The sequence below is a fragment of the Paraburkholderia sp. RL17-373-BIF-A genome, assembly GCF_046030175.1.
In the GTDB taxonomy this organism is placed as follows: domain Bacteria; phylum Pseudomonadota; class Gammaproteobacteria; order Burkholderiales; family Burkholderiaceae; genus Paraburkholderia.
Genome location: NZ_JARESO010000100.1, coordinates 1 through 16,401 on the forward strand (window position 1 = coordinate 1; position 16,401 = coordinate 16,401).

Annotated in this window: 14 protein-coding genes; 5 read left to right on the plus strand and 9 right to left on the minus strand. The window is 63.7% G+C overall.

Annotated features, from left to right (window positions below):
- Window positions 1–72: 72 nt before the first annotated feature.
- The 4 genes from P0D80_RS46385 to P0D80_RS46400 are packed head-to-tail and all read right to left on the minus strand — an operon-like array spanning window position 73 to window position 3,907.
- A complete protein-coding gene (locus tag P0D80_RS46385) occupies window positions 73–804 on the minus strand; it encodes a PqiC family protein (protein WP_132376027.1) in 732 nt (243 codons plus the stop codon).
- The gene (locus P0D80_RS46390) at window positions 801–2,459 is read right to left on the minus strand and encodes a PqiB family protein (protein ID WP_408183321.1); all 1,659 of its coding nucleotides are present in this window, start codon (window positions 2,457–2,459) and stop codon (window positions 801–803) included. Before P0D80_RS46390 ends, P0D80_RS46385 begins: the two co-directional genes overlap by 4 nt.
- Window positions 2,452–3,114, minus strand: a complete 663-nt coding sequence (locus P0D80_RS46395) for a paraquat-inducible protein A (RefSeq protein ID WP_132376025.1) — start codon at window positions 3,112–3,114, stop codon at window positions 2,452–2,454. The genes P0D80_RS46390 and P0D80_RS46395 overlap by 8 nt, the downstream gene beginning before the upstream one ends.
- A gap of 7 nt (window positions 3,115–3,121) precedes the next feature.
- On the minus strand, window positions 3,122–3,907 hold the full coding sequence (locus P0D80_RS46400; protein WP_408183323.1) for a paraquat-inducible protein A: 786 nt from the start codon (window positions 3,905–3,907) through the stop codon (window positions 3,122–3,124).
- A 417-nt stretch (window positions 3,908–4,324) separates the two neighbouring features.
- On the opposite strand from P0D80_RS46400, the gene P0D80_RS46405 reads away from it, so the two are divergent.
- The 4 genes from P0D80_RS46405 (at window position 4,325) to P0D80_RS46420 (ending at window position 7,651) form a co-directional block, all read left to right on the plus strand.
- Window positions 4,325–4,885, plus strand: coding sequence for a cytochrome b (locus tag P0D80_RS46405; RefSeq protein ID WP_132376023.1), 561 nt, complete (start codon window positions 4,325–4,327; stop codon window positions 4,883–4,885).
- An 8-nt stretch (window positions 4,886–4,893) separates the two neighbouring features.
- Complete coding sequence (locus P0D80_RS46410) at window positions 4,894–5,457, plus strand: YceI family protein (RefSeq protein WP_132376022.1); 564 nt, start codon at window positions 4,894–4,896, stop codon at window positions 5,455–5,457.
- Window positions 5,458–5,525: 68 nt separating this feature from the next.
- On the plus strand, window positions 5,526–6,095 hold the full coding sequence (locus P0D80_RS46415) for a YceI family protein (RefSeq protein WP_132376981.1): 570 nt from the start codon (window positions 5,526–5,528) through the stop codon (window positions 6,093–6,095).
- 278 nt (window positions 6,096–6,373) lie between these two features.
- Window positions 6,374–7,651, plus strand: a complete 1,278-nt coding sequence (locus P0D80_RS46420; RefSeq protein ID WP_132376021.1) for an MFS transporter — start codon at window positions 6,374–6,376, stop codon at window positions 7,649–7,651.
- A gap of 128 nt (window positions 7,652–7,779) precedes the next feature.
- On the opposite strand, the gene secF is transcribed toward P0D80_RS46420, so the two are convergent.
- The 5 genes from secF to queA form a co-directional block, all read right to left on the minus strand.
- A complete protein-coding gene (secF, locus tag P0D80_RS46425) occupies window positions 7,780–8,730 on the minus strand; it encodes a protein translocase subunit SecF (protein ID WP_132376020.1) in 951 nt (316 codons plus the stop codon).
- Between the two features lie 18 nt (window positions 8,731–8,748).
- A complete protein-coding gene (secD, locus tag P0D80_RS46430) occupies window positions 8,749–10,815 on the minus strand; it encodes a protein translocase subunit SecD (protein WP_408294572.1) in 2,067 nt (688 codons plus the stop codon).
- Window positions 10,816–10,933: 118 nt separating this feature from the next.
- The gene (gene yajC, locus P0D80_RS46435) at window positions 10,934–11,263 is read right to left on the minus strand and encodes a preprotein translocase subunit YajC (RefSeq protein WP_007179286.1); all 330 of its coding nucleotides are present in this window, start codon (window positions 11,261–11,263) and stop codon (window positions 10,934–10,936) included.
- Window positions 11,264–11,460: 197 nt separating this feature from the next.
- Entirely contained in the window at window positions 11,461–12,651 is a 1,191-nt protein-coding gene (gene tgt, locus P0D80_RS46440; protein WP_408294575.1) for a tRNA guanosine(34) transglycosylase Tgt, read from the minus strand.
- Between the two features lie 107 nt (window positions 12,652–12,758).
- The gene (queA, locus tag P0D80_RS46445) at window positions 12,759–13,817 is read right to left on the minus strand and encodes a tRNA preQ1(34) S-adenosylmethionine ribosyltransferase-isomerase QueA (RefSeq protein ID WP_408294578.1); all 1,059 of its coding nucleotides are present in this window, start codon (window positions 13,815–13,817) and stop codon (window positions 12,759–12,761) included.
- Window positions 13,818–13,965: 148 nt separating this feature from the next.
- Here queA and recG point away from each other — a divergent pair, with 148 nt between their 5' ends.
- Window positions 13,966–16,320: an ATP-dependent DNA helicase RecG gene (gene recG / locus P0D80_RS46450; RefSeq protein WP_408294581.1), complete on the plus strand. Its 2,355-nt coding sequence runs from the start codon at window positions 13,966–13,968 to the stop codon at window positions 16,318–16,320.
- The last annotated feature ends 81 nt before the right edge of the window (window positions 16,321–16,401 follow it).

Genomic DNA, 16,401 nt, shown 5'->3' on the forward strand with positions numbered 1-16,401 from the left:
CATGAATTCAAGGAAAGGCCAACACCGCGAAGACCACAGCCAAATCAAATCGCTGCGGCGAACCAAAAACCTTCAACTGCCGGCGACAGCCGCTCCACCCGCAGAAGGACAAGGCGGCGTAGCTACAGCCGCAACTTTGCCAGCGGACGCACCCTTACCCTGCGGAGCCGAAGCCGCCATAGCCTGCACAGCCGAAGCAACTTGCGCGGAGATTTCCTGCAACGCCCGCCGATGCCCCTCAACCAGCGCGTCATACCCACCGCTAACCGGCTCACTCACCACACTCCGGCAAGTCATCACCGCAGTACTGCGCACGGCCCGCACACTCCACACCGCATCGATCAACGCATGCGAACCGGGCCATGACTCGAACCGCTGCACATTCATGCTGACCCGATACACCGGCGTCCCATCCGGATAAGCGGTCCCATACACATCGATCGTGTTGAGCTGCTGCGTCAGACTCGTCGACAAAGCCCGGCGGATCTCGTCGCCCGGCAGCGAGGCCCAGCGCTCTTCTTCGAGCACTTTGACCTGCGTCGGTCCCGTCTGCACGACCAGCTGATTCTTCGATACCTGCGGCGGCACGTCGATCGGCGCAACTTCGATCAGCCACGCCGGCGCGGCCGAGGTCCGGGCACTGACCGGCGCGACGGAGCCGGAAGTACTGTCGGCCCCCAGCGTATAAAAGCGGCTCGAAGGCGACGAGCACGCCGCCAGCGCCACGAGTCCGGCCAGAGCGCCGGCAACAAAAGCGCCGCGCACGAGCCCGCGCGGCGGGCGGGGGAGCCGGGCAAACATCATGGTTTATCTCCTGATTTACCGCGCAACAGCGATTCGGGGTGACGCTCCAGATAATCCGACAGCGCATTCAGCGACTGCAATGTGCGCGTCAATTCCTGCAACGCCTGATGAACATCCGACTGCAACGGCGAATCCTGCTGCAACGTCGCCTCGGCCGAACCGAAGGTCTGCTTCGCCGCCGCGAGCGTGTCGCGAGCCTGCGGCACGACTTCCTTGTCGAGTCGTGTGAAGAGCTGATCGGCGTTCTTCAGCGCGCTGTTGAGGTTGTTGCCGATCTGGTCGAACGGCACCTTGTCGAGCTTCTTCGCAATGTCGGCGACCTGAAGCTGCAACTCGTCGAGCGTGTTCGGAATCGTCGGCAGTTCGAGCGGATCGCTCGCCACGTCGACGGTCGCCGGCGGCGCCTTCGGGAAGATATCCAGCGCCACATACAACTGGCTCGTGATCAGATTGCCGGTGCGCAACTGGCCGCGCAAACCGTGCTTGACGAGCTGTTGCAAGAGCGTTTGACCGGCGAGCGTGCCCGGCACCGGCGCGGTCTCGCGGAAGCGCTTGCCGAGACGGTCGGGGTACAGGTTCATGGTCACCGGCATCGTGAAGCTGCGCGTTTTCGGATCGTAGTCGATGCTGATGTTGGTCACCTGGCCCAGCACGATGCCGCGGAAATCGACCGGCGCGCCGACCGACAGCCCACGCAGCGACTGGTTGAAATTCATCACTACGCGCAATGGCACGCCATCCGGTTCGCGCATCGCATCCGCTTCGTCGGAGCCGAGCCGGAACGTCATGTTGTTCGGCGCCTGCGCGCCCACGCCCTGACCCGGCGGCGACTGGAACGACAAGCCGCCCACGATCACCGTGGCCAGCGACTGCGTGTTCAGCTTGAAGCCGCTGGAATCGAGCCGCAGATCGACGCCGCTTGCATGCCACCAGCGCGAATTGGTGCCGACGTACTGGTCGAACGGCGCGGACACGAAGACCTGCATGGTCACGCCGGTGCCGTCCTTGTCGAGCGAGAAGCCGACCACCTGGCCGACCTGCACGCGCCGGTAGAAGATCGGCGAGCCGATGTCGATCGAGCCGAGCGAGTCGCCGTGCAGGACGAACTGGTGGCCCTTCTGGTCGCCGGTAATCGGCGGCGGCGTTTCGAGGCCGACGAAATTCTTCTCGCTATCCGGCGAATGCCCGGCGTCCGCGCCGATGTACGCGCCCGAGAGCAGCGTGGTGAGACCCGACACGCCGCTCGCGCCGACGCGCGGCCGCACCACCCAGAAACGCGAATCCTTGACCGCGAAATCTTCGCCTTCCTTGGTCAATTGCACCTGCACCAGCACGTGGGACAGATCTTTCGACAGCGTGATGGTCTTCACCGAGCCGACGTCGACGTCCTTGTACTTCACCTTGGTCTTGCCGGGTTCGAGGCCTTCGGCGCTGATGAAGCTGATCGTGATAGTCGGGCCTCTTTCGGTCACCGATTTGATCACGAGCGCGATGCCGATCAGCGCGGCGATCAGCGGAATCACCCAGACGAGGGAAGGCAGCCAGCGGCTGCGCGGCTCAATTTCAGGGTCTGGGAGTTGGGGCGGAAGCTTCGGTCCGTTCGAATCGTTGCGCGGCGCATCGGAGGCGGGCGTCGGTTCTTGCGGGCTAGTCATGTTTGAGATCCTGAGGTTTTTGGGTACTGCCGTTCACGCCGCCTTCCACGTCATCCCAGATGAGTCGGGGATCGAATTGCATGGAGGCCATCATGGTCAGAATCACCACCGAGCCGAAGGCGATCGCCCCGGGGCCGGCCGTAATGACGGCAAGCGATTTGAAGCGCACCAGCGCGACGGTCAGCGTGACGACGAACACGTCGAGCATCGACCAGCGCCCGATCCGCTCGACCATCCGGTAAAGCGTGGTGCGCTGGTCGGGCCGCCAGCGCGAATGGCGCTGCGCCGTGACGGTGAGCAGCACGAGCACGCTCAGCTTGAGCATCGGCACCATGATGCTGGCGATGAACACGATCACCGCCAGCGGCCAGTCGCCCGAGGTCCAGAAATAGACGACGCCGCTCATGATGGTGTCGTCTTCGGAACCGAGCAGCGACGAGGTGTGCATCACCGGCAGCAGATTCGCGGGAATATACAGGAGCGCGGCGGCGATCAGCAGCGCCCAGGTGCGCATGAGGCTGTCGGGGTTGCGCGAGTGCAGGCGCGAGCCGCAGCGTCCGCAGTGCTGCGGCGTGACGGAGCGGATGCGCGGTTCGACGCGTCCGCACGCATGACAACTGAGCAGGCCCGCGCGTTTCGCGGTGACGTATTTCATGGCGTGCTCATCCTCGGCGTGGCACCGGTGGCGCCGGCGGCGCGGCCGACGGCAAGGCGGACGGTGCAGTCTGCACGTCGGGCGCTGCCGCGGCGTGCACCTCGGGCGGCGCGGGCGGTCCGGCGACCGAACTGACGGCGGCCGCCGCGCTATCGGCGGAGGTGCGCGGCAGCGGCCGCTGGTTGAGGGCGCCGAGTTCGTCGGCGAGGTCCCACAGAATGCGCGGATCGAACGTGACCACCACCGCGAACATCAGCGTGAGCACGCCGAACGCGAACAGCGCCGCTTCCGGAATCACGCGCGCGAGGCTGACCATCTTCACGATCGTGATCAGCACGCCGAGCATGAACACTTCGATCATGCCCCACGGGCGCACGAACTGAATGGCGCGCAGCACCTGGTTGAAGGCGGGCGGCACATAGCCTGCGCGCAGCGGGATCAGCACATAGAGCAGCGCGACGAGCTCGGTCAGCGGAAACAGAATGGTCGAGCAGAACACCATGATCGCGACAATCTGCATCTCCTCGCCCCACAGCGCGACGAGCGCGCCGAACAGCGTGGTCTGCGAGGTAATGCCGTTGGCTTCGAGTTCGACGATCGGGAAGCCCTGCGCGATCAGGAAAGTGATCAGCGCGCCGAGCGTCATCGCGCTGATGGCGTCGAGCTTGCGGGACACGCCGCGATAGAGCGTCGCTCCGCAACGCGGACAGCGCGCGACCGTGCGCCCGACAAGCCGCGGCTTGCGGAACAGCGTATCGCATTCATGGCACGCGATCAGATTGTCATGGTCCATAGGGCAAAGGGCCGACGGTGTGAGGGGAAGCGTGCAATGCCCGTTCTATGGCAGGTCTGATAAAAGGGTGGGGTAATAGTACCAAAACGCGCCCGGCCGTCGCACAGACAGTCGCACGGGCTGCGGACCGTGGGCCGGGACGGCCTTTTCGGCGGACGGTTGATCCTACATGGATTCGGTATAACTCTGACAGCCTCCGTCCCCAATTGTTCAATATGGGGCCATGTCGCTGGAGCGGCCGGTCGGCGGCATATCAGCGGGCCGCAGCCAGTTTTTTCCGATTGGGGTAGCATGGCCGCCTTGGCGCGTGCCGCAGCAGGCATGGTCCGATCGTACGCGCCGATGCGCTGCGCATCGGTACCTGGAATAGCAGTGCGGGCTGCGCCGTTAACCTCACTTAGCTTGCGTTGACCTGTCATGGCACTCAATCCTTCATTCAGCAGCCGGGAGTCGTACACGCGGACTGCCATCGCCTTGCATTGGCTGATCGCGTTGCTGATCGTGTGCGGCTTCGCGCTCGGCTGGGTGATGACCGATATCCCGGGCTTCACGCCCACCAAGCTGAAGTACTTCTCGTGGCACAAATGGATCGGTGTGACGGTGTTCGCGCTCGCCGTCCTGCGCATTCTGTGGCGCGCCACGCACGCGGCCCCCGTGATGCCGCGCCGCATGCCGGTCTGGCAGCGCGGCGCCGCGCATCTCGTGCACCTGCTGCTGTACGTGCTGATGATCGCGATTCCCGCCTCGGGCTATCTGTATAGCTCGGCGGCCAACATACCGGTGGTGTACCTCGGGCTGATTCCGCTGCCGCGCCTGATTGCGCCGGACCCGCATCTCAAGGAACTCCTGAAGAACGTGCACATCACGCTGAATTACACCTTGCTCGTGCTGGTCGCGTTGCACGTCGCGGCCGCGCTCAAGCATCAATGGCTGGATCGCGACGGCCTGCTCTCGCGCATGCTCCCTTTCCTCAAATAAGGACAACCATGAAGGTCTCGTTTTATCGCTACATGCTCGCCGCTTTCGCCGCGACCTCGCTGACGGTGGCCGGCAGCGCTCTCGCGCAAGTCGACGTCGCAAAGAGTTCGGTGACGGCCACGTCGAAGCAGATGAACGTGCCGGTGGAAGGCAAGTTCGGCAAGTTCAACGCGCAGCTCAAGTTCGATCCGGCCAAACCGGCCGACGGCACTGCGCAGCTCAGCATCGACGTGGCCAGCTACGATCTCGGCGACGAAAGCTACAACGACCAGGTGCGCGGCAAGGACTGGTTCGACGCGAAGACGTATCCGAGCGCCACCTTCGTCTCGAGCGCGATCGCGCCGGCCGGCGGCAACCAGTTCAAGGTGACCGGCAAGCTGACCATCAAGGGTAAATCGCAGACGGTGGTGGTGCCGGTCACGGTGTCCCAGCAGGGCGCCGTGCAAACCTTCGACGGGTCGCTGCCGATCAAGCGCTCGCAATTCGACATCGGCACCGGCGAATGGAAGGACACCTCCGTGGTCGCCGACGAGGTCGTCATCAAGTTTCATATCGTTGCAGCACATAAGTGACATGTGCCGCGCCGTTCGGGCGCGGCAGCCTTTTTTCCAGAACCCAGGAGCTTGAATTGAAAACATCCATGTTGATCGCCGTCGGCGCGCTGGCTTCTTCTTTCTCGTTCGGCGCGTTCGCGGCCGCGGATACCTATCAGCTCGACCCGACCCACACGTATCCGAGCTTCGAGGCGGATCACTTCGGCGGCCTCTCGGTGTGGCGCGGCAAGTTCACCAAGAGTTCCGGCACGGTCACGCTCGACCGCGCGGCGAAAACCGGCACGGTCGACGTGACGGTCGATCCGGCGTCGATCGAAACGGGCAACGGCAAGCTCGACGAGCATCTGAAGTCGAACGAGTTCTTCGACGTCGCCAAGTATCCGTCGGCGACTTATAAGGGCACCGACATCAAGTTCGACGGCGACAAGCCGGTCGAAGTGATCGGCAACCTGACGATGCACGGCGTCACCAAGCCGCTGAATCTGAAGATCGATTCGTTCAAGTGCATGCCGCATCCGATGCTCAAGCGCGAAGTGTGCGGCGTAGAAGCGAGCGCGCATTTCAGCCGCGCCGACTACGGCATGGATTTCGGCACCAAATACGGCTTCAGCATGGATACCAAGCTGCACATTCAATCCGAAGGCATCAAGCAATAAGGGCCTAACGCGTCTTTTGAGTTGGGCTATTGAGTTGCGCGGCGCATTGCGCCGCAACAAAAAAACCGCTTCGTTCGCTTTTGCGATGAAGCGGTTTTTTCTTGGCCGTCTGACACGCTGGAAGCCTTATTCGGCGGCATAGCGCAATTTCGCACTCGCGTCGTATTAATTTTTCGGGTACATAGAGCGCAGGCACCGTATTGGTTGTGCGCGCATCCAGTCGGGCGTTTCAGGCGTCAGCCAACATGAATAATATTTCGCGCGACTTGGAGATCTGCATGAACGCAACGACGGCAGCAAGCCTGGCGGGGAGCCGGCAGAATTCGTGGCGCGCGGTGATCGCGGCCTCGATCGGTAACGCGCTGGAATGGTTCGATCTGGTGGTGTACGGTTTTTTCGCGGTGATCATCGCGAAGCTGTTTTTCCCGGCCGGTAACGACACGGTCTCGCTGCTCCTCACGCTCGGCACATTCGGCGTGTCGTTCTTCATGCGGCCGCTCGGCGCGATCGTGATCGGCGCATACGCCGACCGCGCCGGCCGCAAGGCGGCGCTCACGCTCTCGATCCTGCTGATGATGGCCGGCACGCTGATTATCGCGATCCTGCCGACCTATCAAAGTATCGGCCTCGCCGCGCCGGTGATTCTCGTGTTGGCGCGTTTGATGCAAGGCTTTTCGGCCGGCGGCGAGTTCGGCAGCGCCACCGCGTTTCTTGCGGAGCATGTGCCGGGGCGGCGCGGCTTCTTCGCGAGCTGGCAGGTGGCGAGCCAGGGGCTCACTACGCTGCTCGCCGCCGGCTTCGGCGTGCTGCTTACCGGCAAGCTGTCGCCCGAACAGATGGGTTCCTGGGGGTGGCGTGTGCCGTTCATTTTTGGTCTGCTGATCGGGCCGGTCGCGTGGTACATCCGCACGAAGCTCGACGAGACGCCCGAGTTTCTCGCGGCCGAAACGACCGAGACGCCGCTGCGCGACACCTTCACCAGCCAGAAATTGCGCCTCCTGATCGCGATCGGCGTGGTGGTGCTCGGCACGGTGTCGACCTATCTGGTGCTGTTCATGCCGACATTCGGCGTGAAGCAATTGGGACTGGCGCCGTCCGTCGCGTTCGCGGCGATCGCGCTGACCGGTTTGATCCAGATGGTGTTCTCGCCGCTGATCGGCCATCTGTCGGACCGGCACGGACGCACCACGATCATGCTGACGTCGGCGCTGCTGCTGCTTGTCCTCATCTACCCGGCCTTCGTGTATCTGGTCGCGCATCCGACCTTCGGCACCTTGATCACCATGCAGATCGTGTTCGGCTTTCTGATGACCGGCTATTTCGCGGCGCTGCCAGGGCTGCTCTCGGAGATGTTCCCGGTGCAAACGCGCACGACTGGCATGTCGCTGGCTTATAACATTGCCGTGACGATCTTCGGCGGCTTCGGGCCGTTCATCATCGCGTGGCTGATCAGCTTTACGGGCTCGAAGGCCGCGCCGAGTTACTACCTGATTTTCGCCGCGATCGTGAGCCTCGTCGCGCTGATGGCCGCGCGGCGTAAGCTAGGCTTTCGCTGAAGCGGACGCCGCGTTGTCTCGCTGCTGGACAGCGCGGCGGGGCGGCAAACAAGGGCGGCGGTAAACGCAAAAGGCCGGTTCGTGATGAACCGGCCTTTTGCATTGCGAGGTCTGAAACTACAACAGAATCAGACTTGCGCGCCTGCGTTCGGATCGTCGGAATCGGTGCGATCCTTCTTGTCCTTGATCAGGTCTTCGCGCTTCACGCCGAACCACATGGCGAGCGCCGCGGCGACGAACACCGACGAGTAGATACCGAACAGAATACCGACCGTCAGCGCCAAGGCGAAGTAGTGCAGCGTCGGGCCGCCGAACAGGAACATCGACAGCACCATCATCTGCGTACAGCCGTGGGTGATGATGGTTCGCGACATCGTGCTGGTGATCGCGTGGTTGATCACCTCGATCACGGTCAGCTTGCGCTCGCGGCGGAAGGTCTCACGAATCCGGTCGAAGATAACCACCGATTCGTTCACCGAGTAGCCGAGCACTGCCAGCACCGCGGCCAGCACCGACAGCGAGAACTCCCACTGGAAGAACGCGAAGAAGCCGAGAATGATGATCACGTCGTGCAAGTTCGCGATCACGCCGGCCACCGCGTACTTCCATTCGAAGCGGAACGACAGGTAGATCACGATGCCGACCACCACACAGGCCAGCGCGAGCAGGCCGTCGGTGGCGAGTTCCTTGCCGACCTGCGGGCCGACGAACTCGACACGCTGCAGTTGCACCTGCGGAGTCTCGGCCTTCAGCGCGGTCATCACCTGATCACTCTGTTGCGCGGACGTATAGCCCTGCTTGAGCGGCAGACGGATCAGCACGTCGCGCGAGGTGCCGAAGTTCTGCACCTGGGCGTCGGCATAACCGAGTTTGCCCAGCGTGCCGCGCACCGGCTCCAGCGGCGCGGCGCCCGGATACTGCACTTCGATGACGGTGCCGCCGGTGAACTCCACCGACAGATGCAGCCCGCGATGCACTAGGAAGAACACAGCAGCAAGGAACGTCAGCAGCGAGATCGCGTTGAAAATCAACGCACGCTGCATGAACGGAATGTCTTTGCGAAAACGGAAAAATTCCATGGTCTTGTTCTCCGGGACTCAGCGGGATGAACCCGGTTTCTGCGGCGTGCTCGAGGAACCCGGCGACGAACCCGGCGCGTTGCGGCGGCGCACGGTCGGCTTGCCGGCACGTGCTTGCGCGACCGCTGCCTTGGCCTTCGACGGCTTGGCGGTGACCGCGGCGACGGCTTGCGCGGTGTCGGTCGCGGCGTCTTCGCTGCCGAGGTAAGCGGCCGAGCCCGCGGGCACCGTATCCGGACGCCACACCTGGCCGATGGCCAGCGACTTCAGCTTCTTCTTGCCGCCGTACCAGAGGTTGACGATGCCGCGCGAGAAGAACACGGCCGAGAACATCGACGTCAGAATGCCGATACAGTGCACGATCGCAAAGCCGCGCACCGGCCCTGAGCCGAACGCGAGCAGTGCGATACCGGCGATCAGCGTGGTGACGTTCGAGTCGAGAATCGTCGCCCAGGCGTGCGCGTAGCCGTTCTGGATGGCCAGTTGCGGCGGCGCGCCGTGGCGCAGTTCTTCACGCACGCGTTCGTTGATCAGCACGTTCGCGTCGATCGCCATACCGAGCGCGAGCGCGATAGCCGCGATACCCGGCAAGGTGAGCGTGGCCTGCAGCATGGACAGCACGGCGATCAGCAGCAGCAGGTTGACCGACAGGCCGATCATCGAGATCACGCCGAACAGCATGTAGTACGCGATCATGAAGACGGCGATCGCCGCGAAGCCCCACACCACCGAGTGGAAGCCCTTCTTGATGTTGTCCGCGCCGAGGCTCGGGCCGATCGTGCGTTCTTCGATGATGTCCATCGGCGCGGCCAGCGAACCGGCGCGCAGCAGCAGCGCGAGGTCGGCGGCGCCTTGCGGCGTGGCCTGGCCGGTGATCTGGAAGCGGTCGCCCAGTTCCGACTGGATGGTCGCCACCGTCAGCACTTCGCCCTTGCCCTTTTCGAACAGCACCATGGCCATCGGCTTGCCGATGTTGTCGCGCGAGATGCTGGCCACCGCGCGGCCGCCGGCCGAATCCAGACGGATGTTGACGGAAGGACGTTGATGTTCGTCGAAGCCCGCCGACGCGTCGATAATCCGGTCGCCCGTGAAGATGATCTGCTTGCGCAGCAGCACCGGCGTCTGATTGCCTTGCGTGAACAGCTCGTCGCCTGGCGGCACCGGATCGTTCGGATTCGGATGCGTGTTGACCGGATCGGCGAGGCGCGCTTCGAGCGTGGCCGTGCGGCCGATGATGTCCTTCGCCTTCGCCGTGTCCTGCACGCCCGGCAGTTCGACCACGATGCGGTCCGAGCCTTGCTGCTGGATCACCGGCTCGGCCACGCCGAGTTCGTTCACGCGGTTATGCAGCGTGGTGATGTTCTGCTTGAGCGCGGCGTCCTGCACGGCTTTCTGCACCGCCGGCGTGAACGTGCCGACCAGTTGCACGCCGCCGTCCGGGCCGGGCTGCGAGGCCCACTGGAGTTCGCTGATGCCGCGGCCCAGTTGTTTGGTTGCGTTGTCCGCCGTCGCCTGGTCGGCGAAATTGATCACCACCGACTGGTTGACGCGGTTCACGCCGCCGTCGCGGATGTTCTTGTCACGCAGCAGCGTGCGCGCGTCCGAAGCGTCCGAATCGAGCTTCTTGTTCAGCGCGCCGGCCATGTCGACCTGCAGCAGGAAGTGGACGCCGCCGCGCAGATCGAGACCGAGGTACATCGGCAGCGCGTGCAAGGCGGTCAGCCAGCGCGGCGACGCGCTTTGCAGGTTCAGCGCCACGACGAACTGCGGGTCGGTCGGGTCGCTGTTCAGCGACTTCTGCAGCAGGTCCTTCACGCGTAATTGCGTGTCGGTGTCCGGCAGACGCACGCGGATGTTCGCGTTGGTCGCCGAGTTGTCGAAGGTGACGTCGTCCGGCTTGATCTGATTCGCGGCGAGCGCAGCTTCGACCGCCGACAGCGTGGTCGAGTCGAGCTTGACCGTGGCCTTGCCGCTCGACACCTGCACCGCCGGCGCTTCGCCGAACAGATTGGGCAGCGTGTACACGAGGCCGATGACCAGAGCCACCAGCATCACGGCGTATTTCCAGAGGGGGTAGCGATTCATGAGTGGTCCAACGGGAAGGTTGGCTTGGAAGCGATGCGTCCGGCGATGAGCGCGGGCGATTCAGCGTTGGATTGCATAAACCGCCGGCGAGGCCGCGCCGGACGCGAGAGAGCAGGCCTTACAGCGACTTGATCGTGCCCTTCGGGAGAATCGTCGTGACCGACGCTTTTTGCACGGTGATTTCCGTGCCTTCCGAGATTTCGACGCCGACGTAAGCTTCGCCTACCTTGGTCACCTTGCCGACGATGCCGCCATTCGTCACCACTTCATCGCCCTTGGCCATGGCGGCGAGCATGTTGCGATGTTCCTTCTGGCGCTTCATTTGCGGGCGAATCATGATGAAGTACAGCACGCCGAACATCAGGATCAGCGGCAGGAAGCTCATCAGGTTCGATTCAATGCCACCTGTTGCTGTGCCTTGGGCGAAGGCATTGGAAATGAACGACACGTTGGTCTCTCCGTTATAAGTCAAAACGATCAAAAAAATCAGCCGGTTATTCTACCACCGGCCTGACGCGCCTCGGCGCGGCGAATCAGCTTTGCGATCAACCGTTTAAAGCCTTTTTCGCTGCCAGCGAAAGTTGATTGTAAGGTTTTCCTCGCGAGGCGGACGGATTCTTCGGCTGAATCCGTTGCCCCGCGCCGTCATGGCGCCTCGACGGTGCCGCGCGCGCGGTTCTCGTGAAAGCGTTTGCGGAAGGGCTCGAACATTTTCGCGTCGATTGCGTCGCGGATTTCCTGCATCAGTTCGAGGTAGTAATGCAGGTTGTGAATCGTGTTCAACTGCGCGCCGAGGATTTCTCCTACACGATGCAGATGATGCAGGTAGCCGCGAGTGAAATTTCGGCAGGTGTAGCAGCCGCATTGCTCGTCGAGCGGGCGCAGCGAATTCTTGTGCGCGGCATTGCGGATCTTGACATCGCCGAAACGCGTGAAGAGCCAGCCGTTGCGCGCATTGCGGGTCGGCATCACGCAATCGAACATGTCGACGCCGGCGGCGACGCCTGCCACCAGATCTTCCGGCGTGCCGACGCCCATCAGGTAGTGCGGCTTGTTGGCCGGCAGCTTCGGGCCGATGTGGTTCAGCACGCGCATCATGTCTTCCTTCGGTTCGCCGACCGACAGGCCGCCAATCGCCAGACCGTGGAAATCCTTCTCCGCGAGCCCCGCCAGCGACTCGTCGCGCAAGTCGTCGAACATGCCCCCCTGAACGATGCCGAACAGCGCGTTCGGATTGCCCAGCTTGCGGAATTCGTCGATGGAGCGCTGTGCCCAGCGCATCGACATGCGCATCGAATCGGCCGCTTCCTTGTGCGAGGTCGGCACGTTATTGGTCGCGTACGGCGTGCATTCGTCGAACTGCATGACGATGTCGGAGTTCAGCACCTTCTGGATCTGCATCGACACTTCAGGCGACAGGAAGAGCTTGTCGCCGTTGATCGGCGACGCGAACGTGACGCCATCTTCGGTGATCTTGCGCAGATCGCCGAGCGAAAAGACTTGAAAGCCGCCCGAATCGGTGAGAATCGGTTTCTTCCAGCCCATGAAGCCGTGCAGGCCGCCGTGCGCCTCGATCGTTTCCAGACCCGGGCGCAGCCACAGGTGGAAAGTGTTGCCGAGGATGATCTGCGCGTGCATTTCCTCCAGCTCGCGCGGCTGCACGGCCTTCACGGTGCCGTAGGTGCCGACCGGCATGAAAATCGGCGTTTCCACCACGCCGTGATTCAGCGTGACTCGGCCGCGGCGGGCCAGCCCGTCGACGCCGAGTAGTTCGAAATTGAGGCCCTTGTCAGGGCGCTCGAAAGTCGTGTCGTGCGACTGATGACCGTCGGTCATGAAATAACTCCTGCGCTACCGGAGAACAGTCCGGCGCAATGTTGAAACGCCGCCGGAAGGGCTCGCGGCGGCTTGAGGAACTGCAAAAACTGAAGGCGTCTCTGACTTCAAGCGTCGCGCCGCGTGAGCAGCATCGCGTCGCCGTAACTGAAGAAGCGGTAACGCTGCTCGATTGCATGGCGATACGTCTCGCGAATCGTTTCAACGCCCGCGAACGCCGACACGAGCATCAGCAGCGTCGACTTCGGCAGATGGAAATTGGTGACGAGCCGGTCGACCACGCGGAATTTATAGCCCGGTGTGATGAAAATGTCGGTTTCCGTACTGGCGGCGGCAAGCGGCCGGCCCGCGGCTTCGGCGTCGCGCGCGGCGGCTTCGAGCGCGCGCATCGAGGTCGTGCCCACCGCGATCACGCGGTTGCCGCGCGCGCGGGTCGCCGCGATCTTGTCGGCGAGCGATTGCGGCAGGTGATACCACTCGCTGTGCATCTTGTGTTCGGCGAGATTCTCGACCCGCACGGGCTGGAACGTGCCCGCGCCGACGTGCAGGGTCAGCGTCGCGCGTTCCACGCCTTTGGCGTCGAGGCGGGCCAGCAGCGCGTCGTCGAAGTGCAGGCCGGCCGTGGGCGCGGCGACCGCGCCCGGATTCTGCGCGAACACCGTTTGATAGCGGGTTTCGTCGGTCGCGTCGGGATCGTGCTCGATGTACGGCGGCAGCGGCAGGCGGCCGAACTGCTCGATCAGCGTCAGGCAGTCGCCGGGAAAATGCAGCGTGTAGAACGGCTCGACGCGCTCGCCGACCGTGACGTCGAAAGCATCGGCCAGGCGGATCGTGGTGCCCGGCTGCGGGCTCTTGCTTGCACGAATCTGCGCGAGCGCGGTGCGCTCGCCGGTGAGGCGCTCTACCAGCACTTCGATCTTGCCGCCACTGGCCTTCTGGCCGAGGAAGCGCGCCTTCAGGACTTTGGTATCGTTGAAGACCAGCAGGTCGCCGGCTGCGATGCAGTCGGGCAACTCGGCAAAGCGGCGGTCGATCAGGCGTGCCGGGCCGGTGGCGTCGGCTGGATGATCTACCTCGAGCAGACGGCTGGCGCTGCGCTCGGGCAGCGCGACTTGCGCGATCAGTTCGGGAGGCAGATCGAAATCGAAATCGGAAAGCGTCAACATGCGAACGACTGGAAGCGAAATGAAACTGAATTGAGCCGAAGCCGGAGCCGGGCGGCTATGATTGCGGGACGCCAGAGCGGCCCGCGAGCCCGCGCGCTGTATGGCGCCGAACCCTTTGACAGCCGATATTGTACTTGCGAAGCAGCCCATGCCTTTGTCCGACCGCCGATTGCCCTCCGCTACCGATGAAGTGAGCGCCGAGCCCAAGCGCCGCGTCTCGCGGGGCAAGGCGGTGGCGGCGTCAAGCGAAGCAGGCGCGGGCGTGGCGCTGGACCGCGAAACAGTCGTTCCTGACAGCGGCGCAGCGGGTGACGAGCCCGCTGATACATCTGGCGACCAGCGCGCCGGCAAGCCCGCCGACATATTCGGCGACAAACCCGCCGGCAAGGCCGCGCCCAAGGCCTCCGCGAAATCGTCCGCGAAGCCCGCGGCCAAGCCCGCCGAAAAAACCGCCGACAAGCTCGCCAAACTCGGCCTCACACGCGACATCGACCTCGTGCTGCATCTGCCCATGCGCTACGAGGACGAAACCTCGCTGACGCCGATCGGGCATCTGCTGCCGGGCGGCATTTCGCAAACCGAAGGCGTGGTGTTCGACAACGAGATTGCCTATCGTCCGCGCCGTCAGTTGCTGGTGAAACTGCGCGACAACGCCGGTGACGAACTCGTGTTGCGCTTTCTGAATTTCTACGGCTCGCAGGTCAAGCAGATGGCGATCGGCGCGCGGCTGCGGGTGCGTGGTGATGTGCGCGGCGGTTTCTTCGGCATGGAGATGGTGCATCCGGCCGTGCGCGTGGTCGACGAAGACACGCCGCTGCCGCAGGCGCTGACGCCGGTCTATCCGAGCACCGCGGGCGTGACGCAGGCATATTTGCGCAAATCGATCGACAACGCGCTATCGCGCACGTCGCTGCCGGAGTTGTTGCCCGAGGCGGTCGCGCGGACGTTTATGGAGCCGCTCGGCGTGCCGTCGCTGATGGACGCCGTGCGCACGCTGCATCATCCGGGCGCGCAGTCCGATGAGACCGCATTGATCGACGGCACGCATCCGGCCTGGGTGCGCATCAAGTTCGAGGAATTGCTTGCGCAGCAGATGTCGCTCAAGCGCGCGCACGACGAGCGCCGCACGCGCGCCGCGCCGGCGATGCCGCGCCGCAAGCTGGGCGACGAATCCGCGCTGGTGGCGCGCTTGCTGAAGGCGCTGCCGTTTTCGCTGACGGCGGCGCAGGAGCGCGTCGGCGGCGAGATCGCGCTCGATCTGACCCAGCCCCATCCGATGCAGCGGCTCCTGCAGGGCGACGTCGGCAGCGGCAAGACGATCGTCGCCGCGCTGGCCGCGGCACAGGCCATCGACGCCGGCTACCAGGCCGCGCTGATGGCGCCGACCGAAATCCTCGCCGAACAGCACGCGCGCAAATTGCGCGGCTGGCTGGAGCCGCTCGGCGTGAGCGTCGCGTGGCTGGCCGGCAGTCTGAAGACCAGAGAAAAGCGCGCCGCGATCGAAGCCGCCGCGCTCGGCACGGCGCAACTCGTGATCGGCACGCACGCGATCATCCAGGACGCGGTCGAGTTTGCGCGCCTCGGGCTCGTGATCGTCGACGAACAGCATCGCTTCGGCGTGGCGCAACGGCTCGCGCTGCGGGCCAAGGCGCAGAACGCGGCCGATGGCGCAAGCGACTTCCAGCCGCATCAATTGATGATGTCCGCGACGCCGATTCCGCGCACGCTCGCAATGACGTATTACGCCGACCTCGACGTCTCGACCATTGACGAATTGCCGCCTGGACGCACGCCGATCCTGACGAAGCTCGTGTCCGACGCGCGGCGAGAGGAGGTGATCGGGCGCGTGCGCGAGGCCGCGCTGACGGGGCGGCAGGTGTACTGGGTGTGTCCGCTGATCGAGGAAAGCGAGACGTTGCAGTTGCAGACTGCGGTCGAGACGTATGAGACGCTGGTGGCCGCGTTGCCTGAGCTGAATGTCGGTCTGGTGCATGGGCGGCTTGCGCCGGCTGAAAAGGCCGCTGTGATGGATGCGTTTACTCGCAATGAGGTGCAGTTGCTCGTCGCGACGACGGTGATCGAAGTGGGTGTCGATGTGCCGAATGCATCATTGATGGTGATCGAGCATGCTGAGCGGTTTGGGCTTGCGCAGTTGCATCAGTTGCGGGGACGGGTGGGGCGTGGGAGTGCGGCTTCGGTTTGTGTGCTGCTTTACACCGGGCCTTTGTCGATGACCGCGCGGGCGCGGCTGCAGACTATGCGGGAGACGACTGATGGTTTTGAGATCGCGAGGCGGGATCTTGAGATTCGTGGACCGGGGGAGTTTTTGGGGGCGCGGCAGTCGGGGGCGGCGATGTTGAGGTTTGCTGATCTTCAGAATGATCAGTGGTTGATTGAGCCTGCGCGGGAGGCTGCGGCGGTTTTGCTGGAGAAGTTTCCTGAGGTTGTGATGCAGCATTTGGCGCGGTGGTTGGGGGCGCGGGAGCAGTATTTGAAGGCGTGAAGGTGGGTGTTTTGCCTGCGCGGCGCTTTGGTGGTGGTTTTTGTGGTGTTGGCCTTTCCTTGAGTTCACGGTGGTTTATTG

Bases quoted from the DNA above. Each gene is read 5' to 3' on its own strand.
- P0D80_RS46385 (WP_132376027.1), bottom strand. From the start codon at position 804: ATGATGTTTGCCCGGCTCCCCCGCCCGCCGCGCGGGCTCGTGCGCGGC.
- P0D80_RS46390 (WP_408183321.1), bottom strand. From the start codon at position 2,459: ATGACTAGCCCGCAAGAACCGACGCCCGCCTCCGATGCGCCGCGCAAC.
- P0D80_RS46395 (WP_132376025.1), bottom strand. From the start codon at position 3,114: ATGAAATACGTCACCGCGAAACGCGCGGGCCTGCTCAGTTGTCATGCG.
- P0D80_RS46400 (WP_408183323.1), bottom strand. From the start codon at position 3,907: ATGGACCATGACAATCTGATCGCGTGCCATGAATGCGATACGCTGTTC.
- P0D80_RS46405 (WP_132376023.1), top strand. From the start codon at position 4,325: ATGGCACTCAATCCTTCATTCAGCAGCCGGGAGTCGTACACGCGGACT.
- P0D80_RS46410 (WP_132376022.1), top strand. From the start codon at position 4,894: ATGAAGGTCTCGTTTTATCGCTACATGCTCGCCGCTTTCGCCGCGACC.
- P0D80_RS46415 (WP_132376981.1), top strand. From the start codon at position 5,526: ATGTTGATCGCCGTCGGCGCGCTGGCTTCTTCTTTCTCGTTCGGCGCG.
- P0D80_RS46420 (WP_132376021.1), top strand. From the start codon at position 6,374: ATGAACGCAACGACGGCAGCAAGCCTGGCGGGGAGCCGGCAGAATTCG.
- secF (WP_132376020.1), bottom strand. From the start codon at position 8,730: ATGGAATTTTTCCGTTTTCGCAAAGACATTCCGTTCATGCAGCGTGCG.
- secD (WP_408294572.1), bottom strand. From the start codon at position 10,815: ATGAATCGCTACCCCCTCTGGAAATACGCCGTGATGCTGGTGGCTCTG.
- tgt (WP_408294575.1), bottom strand. From the start codon at position 12,651: ATGACCGACGGTCATCAGTCGCACGACACGACTTTCGAGCGCCCTGAC.
- queA (WP_408294578.1), bottom strand. From the start codon at position 13,817: ATGTTGACGCTTTCCGATTTCGATTTCGATCTGCCTCCCGAACTGATC.
- recG (WP_408294581.1), top strand. From the start codon at position 13,966: ATGCCTTTGTCCGACCGCCGATTGCCCTCCGCTACCGATGAAGTGAGC.